The sequence below is a fragment of the Methanoculleus sp. genome, from assembly GCF_035363275.1.
Classification (GTDB): domain Archaea; phylum Halobacteriota; class Methanomicrobia; order Methanomicrobiales; family Methanoculleaceae; genus Methanoculleus.
On sequence record NZ_DAOSET010000013.1, the window covers coordinates 17,822 to 36,258 of the forward strand.

22 protein-coding genes are annotated in these 18,437 nt (G+C 64.4%); 13 read left to right on the top strand and 9 right to left on the bottom strand.

Annotation, left to right across the window (positions count from 1 at the left end; genetic code table 11):
* Both PLN84_RS04110 and PLN84_RS04115 read left to right on the top strand, forming a co-directional pair.
* Positions 1-417, top strand: coding sequence for a hypothetical protein (locus tag PLN84_RS04110; protein WP_292382649.1), 417 nt, complete (start codon positions 1-3; stop codon positions 415-417).
* Positions 414-683 (top strand): hypothetical protein, encoded by a 270-nt coding sequence (locus PLN84_RS04115; RefSeq protein WP_292382647.1) that lies wholly within the window; start codon positions 414-416, stop codon positions 681-683. Before PLN84_RS04110 ends, PLN84_RS04115 begins: the two co-directional genes overlap by 4 nt.
* A gap of 18 nt (positions 684-701) precedes the next feature.
* Here PLN84_RS04115 and PLN84_RS04120 read toward each other — a convergent pair whose 3' ends face one another.
* Complete coding sequence (locus PLN84_RS04120) at positions 702-1,694, bottom strand: radical SAM protein (protein ID WP_292382646.1); 993 nt, start codon at positions 1,692-1,694, stop codon at positions 702-704.
* 180 nt (positions 1,695-1,874) lie between these two features.
* Here PLN84_RS04120 and PLN84_RS04125 point away from each other — a divergent pair, with 180 nt between their 5' ends.
* From PLN84_RS04125 to PLN84_RS04135, 3 genes are all read left to right on the top strand, one after another.
* A complete protein-coding gene (locus PLN84_RS04125) occupies positions 1,875-2,069 on the top strand; it encodes a MoaD/ThiS family protein (RefSeq protein ID WP_292382644.1) in 195 nt (64 codons plus the stop codon).
* Between the two features lie 4 nt (positions 2,070-2,073).
* Positions 2,074-2,988 carry a TIGR00269 family protein gene (locus tag PLN84_RS04130; RefSeq protein ID WP_292382642.1) on the top strand — a complete coding sequence of 305 codons (915 nt, stop codon included), beginning with the start codon at positions 2,074-2,076 and terminating at the stop codon, positions 2,986-2,988.
* A 248-nt stretch (positions 2,989-3,236) separates the two neighbouring features.
* Positions 3,237-3,743: a DUF6448 family protein gene (locus PLN84_RS04135; RefSeq protein WP_348531928.1), complete on the top strand. Its 507-nt coding sequence runs from the start codon at positions 3,237-3,239 to the stop codon at positions 3,741-3,743.
* Positions 3,744-3,812: 69 nt separating this feature from the next.
* Here PLN84_RS04135 and fdhD read toward each other — a convergent pair whose 3' ends face one another.
* From fdhD to PLN84_RS04155, 4 genes are read right to left on the bottom strand one after another with little or no spacing between them, the layout of a single operon-like run.
* Positions 3,813-4,592 (bottom strand): formate dehydrogenase accessory sulfurtransferase FdhD, encoded by a 780-nt coding sequence (gene fdhD, locus PLN84_RS04140; RefSeq protein WP_292558735.1) that lies wholly within the window; start codon positions 4,590-4,592, stop codon positions 3,813-3,815.
* Positions 4,592-5,776, bottom strand: a complete 1,185-nt coding sequence (locus PLN84_RS04145; RefSeq protein WP_292382636.1) for a cysteine desulfurase — start codon at positions 5,774-5,776, stop codon at positions 4,592-4,594. Before PLN84_RS04145 ends, fdhD begins: the two co-directional genes overlap by 1 nt.
* Positions 5,773-6,576: an ATP-dependent sacrificial sulfur transferase LarE gene (gene larE, locus PLN84_RS04150; protein WP_292382635.1), complete on the bottom strand. Its 804-nt coding sequence runs from the start codon at positions 6,574-6,576 to the stop codon at positions 5,773-5,775. Before larE ends, PLN84_RS04145 begins: the two co-directional genes overlap by 4 nt.
* A 13-nt stretch (positions 6,577-6,589) precedes the next feature.
* Positions 6,590-6,913, bottom strand: coding sequence for a transcriptional regulator (locus PLN84_RS04155; RefSeq protein ID WP_292382633.1), 324 nt, complete (start codon positions 6,911-6,913; stop codon positions 6,590-6,592).
* A 117-nt stretch (positions 6,914-7,030) separates the two neighbouring features.
* Between PLN84_RS04155 and nifS the strand changes: the two genes are divergently transcribed.
* Genes nifS through PLN84_RS04185 form a run of 6 tightly spaced genes read left to right on the top strand, consistent with a single transcriptional unit; the run spans position 7,031 to position 10,882 of the window.
* Positions 7,031-8,209: a cysteine desulfurase NifS gene (gene nifS / locus PLN84_RS04160; protein ID WP_292382772.1), complete on the top strand. Its 1,179-nt coding sequence runs from the start codon at positions 7,031-7,033 to the stop codon at positions 8,207-8,209.
* A 12-nt stretch (positions 8,210-8,221) separates the two neighbouring features.
* A complete protein-coding gene (gene nifU, locus PLN84_RS04165) occupies positions 8,222-8,611 on the top strand; it encodes a Fe-S cluster assembly scaffold protein NifU (protein WP_292382632.1) in 390 nt (129 codons plus the stop codon).
* Positions 8,612-8,615: 4 nt separating this feature from the next.
* Entirely contained in the window at positions 8,616-9,350 is a 735-nt protein-coding gene (locus PLN84_RS04170; RefSeq protein WP_292382631.1) for a HesA/MoeB/ThiF family protein, read from the top strand.
* Complete coding sequence (locus PLN84_RS04175; RefSeq protein ID WP_292382630.1) at positions 9,347-9,619, top strand: ubiquitin-like small modifier protein 1; 273 nt, start codon at positions 9,347-9,349, stop codon at positions 9,617-9,619. The genes PLN84_RS04170 and PLN84_RS04175 overlap by 4 nt, the downstream gene beginning before the upstream one ends.
* A gap of 14 nt (positions 9,620-9,633) precedes the next feature.
* Positions 9,634-10,041, top strand: coding sequence for a molybdenum cofactor biosynthesis protein MoaE (locus PLN84_RS04180; RefSeq protein WP_292382628.1), 408 nt, complete (start codon positions 9,634-9,636; stop codon positions 10,039-10,041).
* Positions 10,042-10,093: 52 nt separating this feature from the next.
* Positions 10,094-10,882, top strand: coding sequence for a 4Fe-4S binding protein (locus PLN84_RS04185; RefSeq protein ID WP_292558742.1), 789 nt, complete (start codon positions 10,094-10,096; stop codon positions 10,880-10,882).
* A gap of 18 nt (positions 10,883-10,900) precedes the next feature.
* Here the strand turns inward: PLN84_RS04185 and PLN84_RS04190 are convergent, their stop codons facing one another.
* On the bottom strand, positions 10,901-11,599 hold the full coding sequence (locus tag PLN84_RS04190; RefSeq protein WP_292558737.1) for a hypothetical protein: 699 nt from the start codon (positions 11,597-11,599) through the stop codon (positions 10,901-10,903).
* A gap of 116 nt (positions 11,600-11,715) precedes the next feature.
* Positions 11,716-13,974, bottom strand: a complete 2,259-nt coding sequence (locus tag PLN84_RS04195; protein WP_292382625.1) for a hydrophobe/amphiphile efflux-3 (HAE3) family transporter — start codon at positions 13,972-13,974, stop codon at positions 11,716-11,718.
* A gap of 336 nt (positions 13,975-14,310) precedes the next feature.
* Here PLN84_RS04195 and PLN84_RS04200 point away from each other — a divergent pair, with 336 nt between their 5' ends.
* The gene (locus tag PLN84_RS04200; RefSeq protein ID WP_292382768.1) at positions 14,311-14,463 is read left to right on the top strand and encodes a helix-turn-helix domain-containing protein; all 153 of its coding nucleotides are present in this window, start codon (positions 14,311-14,313) and stop codon (positions 14,461-14,463) included.
* 66 nt (positions 14,464-14,529) lie between these two features.
* Here PLN84_RS04200 and PLN84_RS04205 read toward each other — a convergent pair whose 3' ends face one another.
* Positions 14,530-16,794, bottom strand: coding sequence for a hydrophobe/amphiphile efflux-3 (HAE3) family transporter (locus PLN84_RS04205; protein ID WP_292382623.1), 2,265 nt, complete (start codon positions 16,792-16,794; stop codon positions 14,530-14,532).
* The gene (locus PLN84_RS04210) at positions 16,791-17,213 is read right to left on the bottom strand and encodes a hypothetical protein (protein WP_292382622.1); all 423 of its coding nucleotides are present in this window, start codon (positions 17,211-17,213) and stop codon (positions 16,791-16,793) included. Before PLN84_RS04210 ends, PLN84_RS04205 begins: the two co-directional genes overlap by 4 nt.
* Positions 17,214-17,678: 465 nt before the next feature.
* Here PLN84_RS04210 and PLN84_RS04215 point away from each other — a divergent pair, with 465 nt between their 5' ends.
* Positions 17,679-18,434: a helix-turn-helix domain-containing protein gene (locus tag PLN84_RS04215; protein WP_348531929.1), complete on the top strand. Its 756-nt coding sequence runs from the start codon at positions 17,679-17,681 to the stop codon at positions 18,432-18,434.
* Positions 18,435-18,437: the final 3 nt, after the last annotated feature.

Here is an 18,437-nt window from a genome sequence, read left to right on the forward strand (position 1 = left end):
ATGAACAATATGGTACAGGGAGTATTCGGAGCGGTGCTCGGGGCGCTCTACGCTGTCTTCGGTACGCTCCAGATCGTCGCCGCCCTCACCGGTCCGGCCGTCCCGTTCGTCCCGGCCTCCCTCTTTGGGGGATTCGTCCTGCTCGTTATCGGCGCCGTTCTGCTGACGGGTGTGCGGAACCTCGCACGGGGGCTCGATGACGGGATCGGGTTCGTCAACGTGGGCACCCTGCTCTCGGTCGCATTCGGGGCAGTCACGCTCCTTGCGGCCGGAGCGGGGGCACTCGAAGCGGCCATCGCAGGGGAGGCATGGTCGGTCGCGGATGCGCTCACACCGGCCGTCTACCTTGCCGTCATAGGAGCCGCAGGGTTCCTCGCGTGGTGCAGGGCGTTCTTCCGGGGGCTTGCAACGGCATGATGCAGAGCATCCTTGAACGGATCGGTGCGGGGGCGTTCACGCTCCCATCGCTTGCTATGGAACTCGGCATATCACGGGAGTCGCTGCTTGACCGGCTCGCGCTGATGGAGCGGCTCGGCTATATCGCCTGCGAACGGCCCTGCGAGACCGTCCCGGGCCGGTGCAGGTGCTGTTCCGGCGGTTGCGGGTGCGGGGGTGCGGCCGATCTTCCGGTGCGGTACGTCCTTACCGCGAAGGGGAAGCGGCTGTGCGGGCGGGGCCGGTAAACACCCTCGCGGCCCGTCTCACACGTCCCGAAACGGCGTGAGGTCGCACCCGGTGCAGGGGAGGCACATCGTCCTCGCCCGCCGCGGGTCAAGACCGTTCTGCTCCAGGATATCGCGGGTCATCGCCGCGAGCCCAAGAAGCCGCTCCGCCGACGGACGCTCGACGGCGATCTCGCCTGCCCGGAGGGGCGATGCGGAGATCGGCCGGAGGATGGGGATGACACCCAGTTCTGCGAGGTAGGCGACGCCGTCCCTGACCATGCTGTCCTCTTCACCGAGACCGATGATGAAGTTCGAGAAGACGGCGTTCCTCCCGAAGACCTCCACCGCCCCTGCGAGCGCGTCGAGGATGAACGGAAGGGAGAGGCCGGGGCAGACCGCGCGGAAGACACCCGGGTCCATCGTCTCGACGTTGTACTTGACCTCATCGGCACCGGCGGCGCGGAGGATCGCGGTCGAGGCCGCGGTCGGGTAGACCGAGACCCCGATCGGGAGGTCGAACCGCGCCCGGAGCGCCCTCACCACGGCCGCCACCCGCTCCACCTCCCGCTCCGGCGATTCCGCGACACCGCTCGTGAGGGAGATCGCAGAGAGGCTCCCGCCGGCATTGGCCTCTTCGACCATTCTCGCGACCGTCTTCGTGTTCTTGATCGCCCCGTCGAGTTTCGGCACCGGGCAGAACGTACAGTCGTGGACGCAGCGTTCGCTGACGGTGATGTAGGCCTGTTCCGGGCAGTGGCAGAGCGGGCGCTCGATGCTGCCCCGCGTGATCGTCTCTTTGTCGTGGACGACGGCGACCCCATCACCGTCCGGGACGACCCGGAGCGGCGATGCCGGGTTGGTGGAGAGCCTGACCCGCCGGCCGCCGGAGCGGATGAAGACCGACGATCCTCCGGCGCCCGGACCCGCCGTCGCCGTCGTCGGAATGAGATTCGCACCGAGGGCCTCGTCGATGCTCGCCGAGCCTATGCTGACGAGGTATGCCTTCTCCTCGGGTGTCATGATGTGCATCTCTTCTCCTCCTCCCGGTCGTCGTCACGGGCTTGCCGGGCACAGATTAACAATTGTGAATCTGCACACGGATCTCTTCTGAGATCCTTATATTATTTACTGTTACGGCAGATCCGGCCGCATTCTGCCCCCGATCCTTGAGGATATTTATGGGGTGGCGGGACCAACACTATACGACACATGCAGATCATCCTCCCGGACAGGAGCGTGCGGACGCTCTCCCGCGCCTCCGCACCGATAGAAGAGATCCTCCTTGAGCTCGGGATCAACCCGACGACCGTGATCGTCATAATGAACGGCAGGATCGTCCCCGAAGACGTGACGGCGACCGAAGGCGACGAGCTCCGGATCGTCCGGTTCTCACACGGCGGGTGAGGCGGTGACTTCGGCGGAGAACCGGTGCTCCTTCTGCGGCAAACCCGCGGTCGCCCGCCTTACCGGGCCGGAGCGGCGGCTCTGCGCCGCCCACTTCATCGAGGACGCCGAAGCCCGTGTCTTTGCCGCCATGAAAGACGAATGCATGGTCGCGCCGGGCGACCGGGTCGCCGTCGGCCTGAGCGGGGGAAAAGACAGCACCGCCCTGCTCCTGCTGCTCCACCCCATCCTCCCCACGCTCGGCGCGACCCTCGTCGCCGTCACCGTCGACGAAGGGATAGCGGGCTACCGCGAAGAGACCCTCAAGGCCGCGGAGGCTCTGACGGCGGAGCTCGGCGTCGAGCATGTGATCGTCACGTTCGCCGACCTCTTCGGGAAAGACCTTGATCGGCTGCTCGTCGGCAGGGAGGCGCAGGGCTGCACCGTCTGCGGCGTGCTGCGCAGGCGGGCGCTCGCCGAAGGGGTGAAGCGGGTCGGCGCGACGAAGCTTGCCACCGGCCATAACCTCGACGACGAGGCGCAGTCGGTCCTGATGAACGTCCTCCGCGGCGACCTCCCCCGCCTTCGCCAGGACACCTCGACCGGACAGCCGGGTCACTTTGTTCCGCGGATAAAGCCGCTCGCCGTCCTCTCCGAGAAGGAGATCGTGACCTACCTCCTCCTCCGCGGTTACTTCCGCGACCTGCCCGAGTGCCCCTACGCCGGGACCGCGCTCCGGTCGGAGGTGCGCACGATGCTTGCAGGGCTCGAGCACCGCCACCCGGGGACGATGCTCCGCATAATAAGGTTCCGCGACGGGGTCAGGCGGTCGGCCCGTTCCGTGGAACCGGTGAAGGCGCTCTCTACCTGCCGCAGATGCGGCGAACTTACGAGCGGCGAGGTCTGCCAGGTCTGCAGGCTGCTCGGGCAGGGAGGATAGAAGATCGTCGGCCTCTCGGGGAATATTATAATCACTCCTCCATATGTCTCCGCTGCTCCGCTCTCCTTCCGGCACCGGGTGCCGCAGGGTTCCCGTGTATCAGGCTCCGGAAGTCCGGTGAGACGCATGCCGCCCGGCCCGCCTGCTGGCGAATCGAGCAGAGAAGCCTTATTGCTGCGCAGGATCTAAGCGAACCGATCAACGGAGGTCTACGGATGCCACCGCATTGTGATACACGGGACGGCCCTGTGGTCAGGGCAGCAGAGAAGGCTCTGGAGAAGGGAAATGTGAATTACGTTCTCATCTGGGTGCCGAAGGAATCGGAGAGAGAACTGGCCGACGCGTTCGAGCGGACGATGAAGGTCCGGAAGCTCGGTGAGGGGGCAAAGGACCTTGCCGACGACTGGTTCTTCGAGACCGCGATCAGGCTCCACCGGGCAGGCGAGGGAGCGCCCTATACCGGATTGAAACCGGCAGGCCTTGACGAGGGGCCTGTGGTTCCCCGCGCCGAGAAGGCGATAGAAACCGGTGATGCCGGCGAGGTCATCAGGTTCGTCCTCGATGTCGCGAGAGAAGACCTGCAGCGCCGCTTTCATGCCGTCATCGAGAAGAAGCATTATGACCCGGACGACGTCGTAGCAGGTCGCGCGTATGTGCAGGCGTTCATCGATTTCGTAGTCTACACCCACCATCTCTACCGGTATGTGAAAGGCGGCGAGAAGCATGAAGGGGGCGGTGGCGGCCATTCCCATTGAGCGGGCATCCTTCGGGAGTCGCTCCGATCCCCGAATACCCCTGGTGTCCGGCGGGCCGATGCCCTCCGGTCATTCGCCGGCGGCCGCCTGCGATGCGCCGCGGACCCGCTCCGGCCCGGTATAGATATTCATCTTTTTGCTCCGCACGAACCCGACGATCGTGAGCCCGCCTGCCTCTGCGGCCTCGACGGCGGTGGTGGTCGTCGCTCCCCGCGAGACGATCACCGGGATGTTTGCGACCAGGCACTTCCTGACCATCTCGGAGGAGATCCGGCCGGAGCTGACTGCAAACGTCCGCGAAAAGTCAACCCCCGATAGAAGGCCGTGGCCGATGACCCGGTCGAGCGCGTTGTGCCGGCCGATATCCTCGGCGATCCGGATCGCCTTCCCCTCTCCGTCAAAGAGCCCGACGAGGTGGATGCCGCCGGTGGTCCGGTGAAGGCCCGAGTCGAGCGTCTCCTTCGTCGCCGCCCGGATCGCTTCGGGCAAGAGGATGAGGTCGGACCGGATAGCGGGGAGGCGTCCGGCATCGAGGAATGAGGTGCTCCCGCCGCACCCGGAGAGGACGGTCTTGTGCGAGACGAGGATCGCGAACGGGTTTTTGGTGAGGACGCTCGCGGTATTCCCCTCGATCCGGATCGACTCGATCTCGTCGAGTTTCCTGACGATCCGCTCCGTGTAGAGGTATCCTACGACGAACTCCCGGAGCATCGCAGGGCTCGTCATGGCGGTGAGGGCGTGGCGCCCGTTGACGGTCACGGAAAGCGGCATCTCCTCGACGACGGGGTGGGTCGCCGGGGCGAACATCTCGCCGTCGACTCTGACGATCGGCAGTTCCCGGTAGAGCATCAGATCGCCCTCCGGGAAAGTTCTTCGACGGTGGCCAGCATTATGTCGATCTCCTCTGTTGTGGTGTAGACATAGGTGCTCGCCCGCACCGTCCCGTTCGGGAGGCCGAGGTGCTCCATGAGCGGCTGGCAGCAGTGGTGCCCCGACCGGACCAGGACGGCGGATGCCTCGTCGAGGACCTGCGCCACCTCGTGCGGGTGCATTCCCTCGACCGTGAACGAGACGACGCCGATCCGCTCGGACCCGGCATCCGCCCCCACGACTGTAACCCTATCAAGCGCCGCGAGCCCGTCGATCAGCCGGGCAGAGAGCCGCTCCTCGTGCCGCCGGACCTCCTCCATCCCGATCCCCCGGAGATACCCCGCGGCCCGTGCAAGCCCGATGGTGCCGGCGATCGGCGGCGTTCCCGCCTCGTAGCGCTCTTCGCCGGGAGCGAGGGTGTAGCCGTCCGCCGTCGCGCTCTCGATCGAACCGCCGCCGACAAAGAGCGGTTCGAGGTCCGGCTCGCGCATCCAGAGCCCGCCCGTCCCGGTCGGGCCGAGCATCTTGTGGCCCGAGAAGCAGAAGTAGTCGCACCCGATGGCGGCGACGTCGACCGGGAGGTGCGGGGCCGACTGGGCGCCGTCGACGAGGAGCCGTGCGCCCCGGTCGCGGCAGATCCCGGCGATCTCGCGGACGGGAAGGACGGTGCCGAGGACGTTTGAGGCATGGGTGACGGCGACGAGCCGGGTCTCGTCGCGGACGGCCGCTTCCAGGTCGGCGAGGTCGAGGCTGCCCCCGGCGTCCGGCCGGACGACCTCCACCGCGACCCCCTGCTCGCGGAGCCGGAGCCAGGGGAGGAGGTTGGAGTGGTGTTCGAGGAGCGTTGTCACCACCCGGTCGCCCTTCTGCCAGGTGAGGCCGTTGACGACCGTCCCGACCGCCTCGGTGGTGTTCCGGGTCATTGCGAGGGTGCCGCCCTCTCCCCCGATGAACGACCTGACGGCGTCGCGGGCGTCCCGGTAGCGGTGGGTGGCGACCGCGGCGAGCCGGTGCACGCCTCTCCCGACGTTCGCCCGGTAGCGAAGGTCGTACTCGACCATCGCCTGGACCACCGGTTTCGGGGTGAGCGATGTGGCGGCGCTATCCAGGTAGATGAGGTCCCGGGTGATCGGGAAGTCCGCCTTGCAGTCCTTGATCGTCATAGGACCTCGTCCATGCTTCCGCTCCGGTACCCGGCGAGGTCCAGGGCGACGTAGGTGAAGCCGATCCGGCGAAGCGCCGCCATCACCTCGTCGCGCATGGAGAAGAGCCGTTCCAGGTTGTCGGGAGGCACCTCGATCCGGGCGACGTCGCCGTGGACCCGGACCCGCGCCTGGGCGAATCCCCGGTCCTGCAGGGCCTCCTCGGCCGCCTCGATCCGGCCGAGCACCTCTTCGGTGACCTCATCCCCGTAGGGGATGCGGGTGGCAAGACAGGCTGCCGAGGGCTTGTTCCAGAACGGGAACCCGCACTCGCGGGCGATCCTGCGGACATCCTTCTTCGCCGCACCCGCCTCGGCAAGGGGATGGCAGATCCCTTCCTCGTCGCTTGCGGCAAGCCCCGGGCGGTAGGTCCCGAGATCGGAGACGTTCGTCCCGTCTGCGACCGTGCCGATCCCTTCCCGCCGGGCCAGTTCCTTCAGCAGGCGGGAGGACGCTTTCTTGCAGGTGTAGCACCTGTCGGGCCGGTTCGCCCGGAATATCTCATCCGCAAGAATCGGGAACGCCACGACCTCCAGGGGGATATCCAGCCTCCCGACGGTCTCTTTTGCCTCTTCGATCTCCCGCCGCGGCACGAGCGGCGAGTCCAGGAGGACGCACCGGACCCGGCCCTTCCCAAGCGCCCGGACGGCCAGAGCGGCGAGGAGCGAACTGTCGACGCCCCCGGAGCAGGCGACCAGTACCTCTCCCTTCTCCTCGAGCGCTTTGATGACCGCTTTTTTGCTGCCGCGTTCCGCTTCCACCGGTGCTCCCTCCTTATGTCTCCCTGGCACACGAACCCTCCAGATCGTTTTCTTCGCGGATCTGCCCACAGATCTCGCATATCCTGGCAGCGAGGTCATCCACCTGGCCGGCACCGAGGTCCTGCGCCAGCCGGTTGATCGACTCTTTCACCCTTCCCTCAAAGACGATCCGGTATCCCCGCTTCCCGGTGCGGTACTGGGAGATCGCTGAGGGCGTCATATCGAGAAGGCGGGCGGCCTCCAGCTGGGAAACGCCCATGGTGTTCAGTTCTTCGGCGATTGCAGCCCGGATCGCGGGCAACACGTTCCATACAATCAACTGGCAGGGGAGTTTCATCGCATACCACAACGTTTAATGGTTCCGGAGCAGATCTAACAGAGATGTTAACAATTGTTAACTTTGTCCCTGGAGAAGAAATACCTTTGTGCAAGGCCGGATTACGGTGTGAGTCTCATGACTGACGGAGGGCGACGGTTGGTCTACCTGGACCATGCGGCGACGACGCCGACGCGGCCGGAGGTCGCCCGCGCGATGCTCCCCTACTTCTCGGAACGGTTCGGGAACCCTTCCTCGCTCTACGCCCTCGCCCGCGAGGCGAAGGAGGCGGTCGAGGAGGCGCGGGGACGAGTGGCGGCGGCGATCGGCGCGGCACCCGAAGAGGTCTTCTTCACCTCCGGGGGGACGGAGGCCGACAACTGGGCGATCAAAGGGGTGGCGGCGGCGAACCGGAAGAAGGGCGACCATATCGTCACCTCGTCGATCGAGCACCACGCGGTCCTCCACCCCTGCCGGGCCCTCGAGAAGCAGGGCTACCGGGTCACCTACCTCCCGGTCGACGAGTTCGGCCGGGTTGAACCGGGAGCCGTCGAGGAGGCGATCACCGATAAGACCATCCTCGTCTCGGTGATGGCGGCAAACAACGAGATCGGGACGGTCCAGCCCGTGGCGGCGATCAGCGAGATAGCACACGACCACGGCGTCCTGTTCCACACCGACGCCGTTCAGGCGATCGGGGCAATCCCGGTCGACGTGGATGCGATGGGGGCCGACCTCCTCGCCATATCCGCCCACAAGTTCGGCGGGCCGAAGGGGACGGGAGCGCTGTATATCCGACGGAAAACCCGGATCGGGACGTTCATGGACGGCGGGGCGCAGGAGCGCGGCCGCCGGGCCGGGACCGAGAACGTCCCCGGGATCGTGGGGATGGGGCGCGCGATCGAGCTTGCGGTCGGCGAGATGCCGCAGAACGCCCCCCGGCTCGCCGCGATGCGCGATCGGCTGATCCGGGGGATCCTCGACGCCGTCCCGGATACCCGGCTGAACGGCCACCCGACCGAGCGGCTCGCAAACAACGTCAACGTCGCGTTCCGCTACGTCGAGGGGGAGTCGATCCTGCTCATGCTCGACGCCCTCGGCATCGCGGCCTCGACCGGGAGCGCCTGCACCTCGGCGTCGCTTGAGCCCTCGCACGTCCTCACGGCCTGCGGCCTTCCGCCCGAACACGCCCACGGCTCGCTCCGGCTCACCCTCGGCCACCGGAACACCGAGGAGGACGTCGACTACGTCCTCGAAGTGCTGCCCGGCATCATCGGGCGGCTGCGGGAGATCTCGCCGCTCACCCCGGAACGTTAACGAGTGATCATAATGTACAGCGAACAGGTTATGGACCATTTTATGAACCCCCGCAACATGGGGGAGATCCCGGATGCGAACGGTGTCGGCGAGGTCGGAAACCCGACCTGCGGCGACATCATGCGGATAACCCTCCGGATCGAAGATGACCGGATCGTGGATGCGAAATTCAAGACCTTCGGGTGCGCCGCCGCCATCGCGTCGAGTTCGATGGCCACAGAACTGATCCGGGGAAAGACCCTCGACGAGGCGCTGGCGGTCACCAACCGGGCGGTCGCCGAGGCGCTGGAGGGGCTGCCTCCCCAGAAACTCCACTGCTCGGTCCTCGCCGAAGAAGGGATCCACAAGGCGATCGACGACTACCGGGCGCGGCAGGGTGCGCCTGAGGCGAGCGGAGGATAACCGTATGCTCACCGAGCAGGAACGGGAACGTTACGCCCGGCAGATCCTCCTCTTCGGCGAGGAAGGGCAGGAGCGGCTGAAGAAGGCGAAGGTCTTCATCGCCGGAGCAGGTGGTCTCGGCTGCCCGATCGCCCTCTATCTTGCCGTCGCCGGTGTCGGGGAGATCCGCCTTGTGGACCGGGATACTGTGGACCGGACCAACCTGAACCGGCAGGTCCTCCACTGGGAGAAGGATCTCGGCATGCCGAAGGTCCGGTCCGCAGAGGCGAAACTCCGGGAGGCAAACCCGGATATCCGCATCAAGGCCGTTGCGACGACTATCGACGAGACGAACGCCCGGGACATGGTCACCGGTGCCGACCTGATCGTGGACGCGATGGACAACTTTCCCACCCGCTACCTCCTGAACCGGGAGGCGCTCCGATCCGGCGTGCCGCTTATCCATGGTGCCATCCGGGGATTCGACGGCCAGGTGGCGACGATCGTCCCCGGCCGGACGGCCTGCCTCGAGTGCATCTTCCCGGAGGCCCCGCCGGCCGAGGTCTTCCCGGTCGTCGGGACGACGCCGGGGATCATCGGCCTCATCCAGGCGAACGAGGCGATCAAGTATATCACCGGTGCCGGGGACCTCCTCGCCGGCCGGCTCCTCATCTGGGACGGGCTTGCGGCGACGCTTGAGACGTTTACCGTAGAACCGCGGCCGGACTGCCCCGTCTGCGGCGGGGAGATGCGGCCATGAAGATCCGGGTGAAGGCGTTCGCCCGGTTCCGGGAGATCCTCGGGAGCGACCTCGCTATCGAGGTCCCCGACGGGGCGACGATGGCAGCGGTTCTCGCCGCGCTCCGGGACCGTGCCGGGGACGAAAGCGATGCAATCTTCGACGAGGCCGGGGCGCTCAGGACGCATGTCGTCCTGATGCGAAACGGGAAGCGGGTGAAGAGAGACGACTCCGATGCCCTCGCGGACGGGGACGAGGTCGCCCTCTTCCCGCCGGTCGCGGGCGGATGAGGGGGTATAAGGCCATGATTGGCATTACCAGGGATGTGATCGACGCGGGCGCGATGATCGAGGCGGCGAAGAGGCCGGGCATGGGCGCTCTGGTCACCTTCTGCGGCGTCGTCAGGGACGACAGCGGGGTGGAGCGGATGGAACTGGAGGTCTACGAAGAGGTCGCGGTCCGTGAACTGGCGGCTATCCGCGACGAGGCGATGCAGAAATACCCGATCGAATCGGTGGATATCGTCCACCGTGTGGGCACTCTTTCGGTCGGTGAGACCATTCTCCTCATCGTCGTCGGCGCCGGGCACCGGAAAGAGGCATTCGCTGCCTGTGAATACATCATCGACCGGCTCAAGCAGACCGTCCCGATCTGGAAGAAGGAGTTCTACCGGGACGGTGAGCGGTGGGTGCCGGGGGAATACGTCGACTGATCCCCTCCGCCCGGGGTGAACCTTTTCTCCTGCCGGGCGCAAGAGATCGATGATGAACGACGACCTGAAGGCAGCCCTCCTCGAGCGGTGCCGGCGGATGGAGATCCCCCTCGTCGGGGTCGCGAGCACGGAACGGTGGGAGCACCCGCCGTTCCTGCCCTGGATGCCGGAAGAGTTCTACCCGCAGTCGATCTTTCCCGAAGCACGGTCGGTGATCGTCATCGGCCTTCCCGTCCACCTCCCGGTGCTCGAGACCTCTCCCTCGATCTATTACCACGAACTGTATAAGACCGTCAACACCCTGCTCGACCAGTATACCTACCGGCTCACCACCTTCCTCAACGACGAGGGCTACCCCTCGGTCTTCGTCCCCCGTGACGGCTACGGAAGCGTCGAGGTGCTCAAAAAGAACCCCGTTGCCTTCTTCTCACACCGGCACGCCGCGTTCCTCGCCGGGCTCGGGACCTTCGGCGTGAACAACACCCTCCTCACCCCCGAGTATGGGCCCCGGGTCCGGTTCGGTTCGGTCTTTTCCGCCGCGGACCTCCCGCCCGACCCCCTGCTCGCGGAGGACCTCTGCACCCGGTGCATGCTCTGCGTCGAGGCCTGCCCCACGGGCGCGCTCGACGAGCGGGACTACCCCGAAGGCCTCACCGATAAAGCGGCCTGTGCCGCAAACAGCGCCGATCTCGCCCGGCGCCACATCTCCCCCTGCGGGATCTGCATCAGGGTCTGTCCGGTGGGGAAGGACCGGCGGCACTACGGCCGGACCGCCCCCGCCGGCGACGACGAACCCCGCCGCCGGGCCCGGGAGCATGTGCGGAAGTACGGCGGACTCTGACCCGCCATAAAAAAAAGGTTATTCTCTTCTCATCCTGCCCATCAGCCGGTCCATCATCTCCGGCGCCCGGTCACGGAGGCCAAACCCGATGATGATGGCGATCGCCGCACCGAGGCCGAGCCCGACTCCCCATGCGATCGGGACGACGAAGACATAGATGATCGAGAGGTCGAGCAGGAGTTGCTGGAGCGCGAGGATGGCGACGACGAAGTAGAGAAATGCCCGGAGCAACATCGCGATCAATCCGAAGCCCTGGATCTGCTGCGTCTCTCCCATGTGCGTGAGGAGGTCGATCAGCCAGTCGATCAGGATGAATCCAGCGACCAGGATGATGATGAACGCGAGGATGTTCGGGATGTAGGCCACGATTGCTGCGACAGCCAGTGTGAGCGCCGGAATCTGCAGAACGCTGACTGCTGCAAGGATAGCGATAAGATAGATGAACCAGCGGACGATGAGATCGAAGAGGCGACTTATGTTTGTTCCTGACCGCTCAATCTGCTGGCCGACCGATGTCTTCCGGAGCGCGTCGTCGACACCGAGGCGGTCAAGAACCTCGGAGACGACTCTGCCGAGAATTCGCCCGAGGATCCAGCCGATGATCAGGATAACGATCGCTGCAATGAGGTTTGGTAGAAACAGAATAACGTTACGGGCCAGTTCTTCAACCGGCTCAAATGGCGCCAATACCTGCGCCGTGAGGTCTCCATTTGCCACGGTATATCACCGGGGAAGGATATGGCAGGTACTATATAAAGTTTGATGAGCCCGCCCCCTCCCCGGCGTCCGGGGCTCCGCGGCCGGAACCCCTGCCATTCCGGTAGCGGGAGGATCTACTCCGCGATCCCCGCAGCCGCCGGGATCCGGGAGCGCCCGGTATAACGGTACATCAGGGCGAGGACCGCCGGCATGACGACGATCGCGCCTATGAGCGAGAACCCGACGGTGATGACCGTCACGATCCCGAAGTTGCTGATGATATTGAAGGACGAGAACGTGAGCGCCGAGAACCCGAAGACCGTCGTCAGCCCCGATACCGTGATGGCTGTCCCGATCTTCTGGACGGCGGTCTGGATTGCGTCGAGGAACTCCGTGCCCCGGCTGAGTTCCTCCTCGCACCGCTCCATGATCAGGATGGTATACTCGGACGCGACGCCGATCGTCATAGAGCCGAGGACGGCAGTCAGCGGCGTGTAGTCGAGACCGAGGAGGTACATGATCGCCCCGTTCCAGCCCACGATGAAGACGATCGGAATGACCGGCGAGACGGCGCCGAACTTCCGATAGACCAGGATCAGGAAGCCGAGGATGAAAGCGAACCCGATCACGGTCATATACGACCTCGAATCACTGATATCATCCATGACGGCGGCAAACATCTCCATCTGGCCGGTGATCCTCACGGTCACGCCGGCTGGCGGTTTGTTCCACACTACATCGTCCTGTATCTTTCTGACCTGGTCGCGGGCGACACTCATCTCCATATCGACCGTCGAGAACTCAAGCACCGCCTCCAGGTTTCCATTGAGGTAACGCTTCAGGGTCGCCTCCGGAATCCGGGCAATGACACCATCAACCTCCCGCTCGGTTGCGGGGAGCACTCCGTTGTTGTACTGCCTGACCAGGGTCGCGATGCTGGCGACGCCGGTGATCTTGTCGTTATGCTCCTGCTCGTAGGCCCCGAACTGATCTATCCAGATGAGTGTCTCCGGGGAGAGGACGTCGTCCGCCAGCACGACGACGGGGATGGTGCTCGTCGACCCCATGACCCGGGTGAGTTTCTCAAGAGAGAGCAGGGCAGGCATATCGCCGGGAACGAAGGTCTTCTCGTCTGCGCTGACGGGGACGCTCTGGTCGAGGTAGAACCCTCCTGCCGCCACAATTGCAAAGAGCAGGATGACCGGAACCGGGTACTTTGCGACGGTGTAGGCGAGCCGCCCGAGGAGGCGGTCGTAGCGCTCGATGAGGGAACTCCCGGATTCGGGGGTGGGCTCGGCGGCTGCAGCCTCCATCCTCGGCCGGTAACGGGTGACGATCGCAAAGACCGGGACGACGATCAGCGCCGCGACGTAGCAGGAGACGACCCCGATGGTGCAGACCATTCCGAAGTCGGCCACCATCGGAACCGGCGCAAAGAACATCGCGATGAACCCGAGCGCCGTCGACGACATGGCGATCAGGATCGACGGCCCCATCTGGGTGACGGTGGCCCATACGGCCTCGGGTATCGTGCCGCGTCGGATCTCCTCGTCGAAGCGTGCGTGGAGCTGGATCGCGTAATCGATCCCGATCCCGATCAGCACCGGGAACGCCCCGACCACCACCATGCTGATGGGAATACCAAAGAGGCCCATGAGCCCGAAGGTCATGATGAGCCCGACGGCCACGATCCCGACCGGAAGAAGCCGGTATCTGACGTGGGAGAAGAGGAACACCACCGCGAAGACCATCAGGATCATGGCCACCAGGATCAGCATGCCCGTCTCGGATCCCATCGCCTCGCCCATCTCCAGCGAGAACGCAGGGTTGCCCGAGACCGTGACCGTGAGCCCCGCCGGGGGCTCCGATATGGCGACGATGGACTTGATGTTCCCGACAACCTGCTGCTGCGCCTCCATGGTGACGCCGGGTTCAAGGGCGATGACGCTGATCGTCATCAGGTCCGAGGGGAGCATCCTCTCAACCATCTCCGGGGGAGCCTGGCCGATGATCACGTTGATCTCCGCTTTGGACGACGGCAGGGTGCCGCCGTTTGCCTGCTTCAGGAGATCGACGACGCCGGAGACGCTATCGACGTAGCGTTCGTTCCTGAGATCCTCCTGGAGATGGTCGATATACCTGAGGATCTCGGGACTCCGGACACTGTCCGTCTCGTAGAGGAGCATGATCGCGTCGGAACCGTAGGTCTCGGCGTAGTGGTTCAGGAGCGCGCCGCGCGGGGTGGTCTTGTCGAGGTAGGCGTCGTCGCCGGTCTCCATCGAGACCAGCGAGAGTCCGAAGCACGCCACGAGGAAGACGGCCAGGGCGATGCCGGCGACGGTCCAGGTATGGTTGTTGATGGCGGCGGCAAGCCATTCATAGGGGTTCTTCATGCGGGCTCCTCCGGCATGCTCGTCCCGTACTCGCCGATGATCGCGACGGTTACCGCGTGGGCGACTTCAGCCCGGACCTGGTTGGTCTCCTCAAAAAACGGTTCCTCGTATGACCCCTCTGGACGTACGGGGCATCGACGTTGTTCATCAGAGCACCGGCAAGATCCGGTGTTACAGGGAATTATGTAACTCACGTCTCTCCTCGCTATAAGTGGCTCATCTGTTGGGGTACTGTTTCTGTGGGACCGGAGATGAACTTACTGCAACCCCCGGCAGAAAGAGACATCACAGTCCGGTTCGCGTGCGCTTCCCATACCGATCTCTAATCCCCGCAGGATCAACAACCAGCAGCTCGCGAAGAAAGTGAGCATCAGCAAAGCCACCGCAATCGAGCACCTGCGAAAGGCAGAGGCGCGGCTCATCGCCACGCTCCCTGGCGGGCACCGACGGCAGATCCGGCCTCTCCCGGCAACGCCGGAAGAAAAATAGGGTTCTGGGGTCCGACGGCAGGCAGCCCGGTGTTCCCTATGGGGGTGAAGTGCAGCGCCCGGGGTATCAGTCCGCGACTCCGGCTCCTGCCTGAACCTGAGCCCGGGGGCTCCCCGCGTGGCGGTACATGATCGAGAGCACCGCCGGCAGCGCGATGATCGCGCCCACGAGCGAGAACCCGATGGTGATGACCGTCACGACCCCGAAGTTGCTGATGATGTTGAACGTCGAGACGGTGAGCGCCGCAAACCCGGAGATCGTCGCCACCCCGGATACCGTGATGGCCATCCCGATCTTCTGAACGGCGGTCTGGATGGCTTCGAGGTAACCCACGCCTTTTGCAAGTTCCTCCTCGCACCGCTCCATGATCACGATGGTATACTCCGAGGCCACGCCGATGCTCATCGATCCGAGGACGGCGGTCAGCGGCGTGTAGTCGAGGCCGAGGAAGTACATGATCCCCCCGCACCAGCCTACGACGAAGGCGATCGGGACGAGCGGCGATACGGCCCCGATTCTCCGGTAGACGAGGAGCAGGAACCCGAGGATGAAGGCGAACCCGAGTACGGTCATGAACGTCTTGGAGTCGGCGATATCGTCCATGAGGGCGGTGAACATCTCTCCGCTGCCGGTGATCCTCACCGTCGCGCCCGCGGGGGGATCGTTCCAGGCTATGTCGCTCCGGATCCCCTCGATGAAAGACTTCATGGCGTTCATTTCCATCGCGACCGTCGAGAACTCGAGGGCCGCCTCCATATTCCCGTTGAGATAACTTTCCAGGGTCGATGCCGGGATCCGGGCGACGACGGCGTCAGCCTCCGCACTTGTTTCGGGCAGGACTCCGCCGTTGTAGTCCCGGATCAGGGTTGCGATGCTCGTAACCCCGGTCATCTTGTCGTTCTGTTCGACCTCATACGTCCCGAAACGGTCGATCCAGGCGAGCATCTCCGGGGAGAGGACATCGTCTGCGGTCACGATGACCGGAACGGTGCTCGTCGCTCCCATCGTCCGGGTGATCTTCTCCATGTCCTGGAGGGCGGGCATCGTGTCGGGAACGAAGGTCTTCTCGTCTGCGCTGATGGGGACCTTCTCGTCGAGGTAGTACCCGCCTGCTGCAACGATGGCGAAGACCAGGAGAACGGGAAGCGGGCGTTTTGCAACGGTATAGGCCATCTTCCCGATGAAGTGCTCATACCGGAGAACGAGAGAATGCCCGGTCCCCGGGGCGGGGTTGACCGTCTGCGTCTCGTTCTTCGGCCGGTAGTTCGTGATGAGTCCAACGACCGGGATGATGATGAGCGCCGCAACGTAACAGGAGGCCACCCCGATGGCGCAGACCTTCCCGAAGTCGGCTATCATCGGCACCGGTGTAAAAAACATCGCGATGAACCCGAGCGCCGTCGCCGTCATCGCGATCAGGATCGACGGCCCCATCTGCGTGATGGTGGTCCATACGGCCTCCGGGAGGGGGGAGTGCCGTGCCTCCTCATCGAACCGGGCCTGAAACTGGATCGCGTAGTCGATCCCGACCCCGATCAGCACCGGGAACGCCGCAATCACTACCATGCTGACCGGGATGCCGAAGATGCCCATGAACCCGAAGGTCAGGATGAGCCCGACGGCCACGACCCCGATGGGGAGGAGGCGGTAGCGGACGTGGGAGAAGAGGAGCATCACCGCGATGGTCATGAAGATCATGGCCACAAGGATCAGCGTGCCCATCTCTGCCCCCATCGCCTCGCCCATCTCCTTTGAGAACGCCGGGGTCCCCGAGACCGTGACCGAGACGCCCGGCGGGGGCTCTGATATACTGATGATGGTCTCGATGTTTTCGAGGACCTGCCCCTGGACCTGCGTAGAGACGCCCGGTTCGAGGGCAATGACGCTGATCGTCATCATGTCCGAGGGCAGCACCCGCTCGACCATCTCCGGCGGGGCCATCTCGATGATCGTGTTGATCTCCGCCATGGACGGCGGCAGGGTGCCGCCGTTCGCCTGTTTCAAAAGATCGACGACGCCGGAGACTTCGTCGACGTAACGCTCGTTCCTGAGGTCTTCCTGGAGACGGTCGATGTACCTGAGTGCATCGGGGTTCCTGACGCTGTCGGCCTCGTAGATGAGCATGATCGCGTCGGAGCCGTAGGTATCTTTGTAGTGGGCGAGGAGAGCGCCGCGGGGAGTGTCTTTGTCGATGTAGGTGTCGTCGCCGGTCTCCATCGTCACCATCGTGAGCCCGAAGAGCGCCAGGACGAAGACGGCCACGGCAACCCCGGCGACGGTCCAGGTGTGGTTGTTGATGGCGTTTGCAAGCCACTCGTAGGGGTTCTTCATGCAGGCCCCTCCGTCATGCCTGTCCCGTACTCACCGATGATAGCGAGCGTCACGGCGCGGGCGATCCCGATCTCGTCTCCGGGGGCGGTTCCGATCCCGTACTCCTCGGCGGTACGCCGGAGTTTCACGGGGTCGAGGATCCTGTAGCCGCGGCCCGCATCACCGGACTTCACCGCCGCTGCCGTCAGGACGGACGAGAGCAGGGATGCTGTGGCCTCTTCTTCCATGGCAAGACGGTGGAGCAGAGCCACGAGCCGCCGGTAATCTGCGGGCGGGAGAAACCCGGCCTCGGTCCAGACCTGGTCGGTCTCCTCAAAAACTGGTTCCTTGCAGGAACGGTTCCCGCTGGCCGGCCTCCGGCACACCGGGTCATCGGGGCCGCGACGGGACCCTGTGGTATACGTTGTTGTGCAGTTCACGTCTCTCCTCGCTATAAACGATTTATTTTATCGGAGTAGTTGTTTCGAAGGGTCAATCATGAATTTAGTGCAACTCAGGAGAGGGCTTGTCCCGCGCTACGATTCCGGGGTCGGATCCCCCGCGGAATCTTGTGGGACCAATCATCTGGCGGGGTTCGCCCGGGATCAGCGTTGAGATAGGAAGGACGTTCTGGTGCTGTGCGGGCAGCGGCCCGGCCACACCCGGGCCTGCCCCGGATACCTGTCAGGGCATGATTATGACGGATCTCCCGGTTCTGTTTCGACGGTATCCGATCTTCTCGATTCAGGTGGTATCGCTTCTGCGTGCTGTTCTCACCAGTCCTCACTGCAGGCGCTCTGACGGTGCCTCCCGGCAGGGGACGGTCGTGCGAGGAGGTTACCTCTCTCGCTGATCTATCTCTTCCCCAGCAACCTATATGTCTGTTGCAACTTAAAAGAGTTGCAATGGCGAATGCGATCATCGACGGGCTCCGTGCCCTCGGGATGAACGAGTACGAGGCGAGCGTCTACTCAACGCTTGTCGGGCTGCAGAAGGCGACCGCACGGGACATCCACGAGATGAGCAGGGTTCCCCGGGGCCGGATCTACGATATACTAAACGATCTGGCCCGGCGGGGGTTCATCGGTGTGGAAGAAGGCTCTCCGGCGTCCTACTACGTGCTCGACATCGATGTGGTCTTTGACCGGCTCAAAGACGATTACATCCGTTCTCTTGAAGAGACGCGCGAGGCATTGAAGAACCTCTCGGTCAAACCGCGCCTTTCCCCGGACTCGTTCTTCATCCTCCGGAGCGGGTGGGCCATCGAGAACCATATCTCCGCGCTCTTCCGGCGGGTGAAGAGGAGCATGGTGGTCCTCTGCTACAACCCTGAGTTCCTCCGGAGGTATTACACCATCATCAAGCCGCTGGAGCGGAAGATCGACCTCTACGTGGTCGTGCGGAAGAGGGAGGAATGTGCCGATATCAACCTCCCGATCTACGAGGCCAGGGGGACCGTGATGGAGCTCCTGAACACCCGGCCGGTGAACGAGTCGGTGATGGAGGGTCTCAGGAGGGATGAGTGCGCGATCCTGGTCGACGGCCGGGATTTTTTCGCCATCGCCACTGCGGGGTCCGGGCGGTATGCGGTGATCGGGTCGGACATGCCGATCATCGGGTATCTGCAGAAGACGATCGTCGAGCGGCTCGAGGAGGTGTGAGGG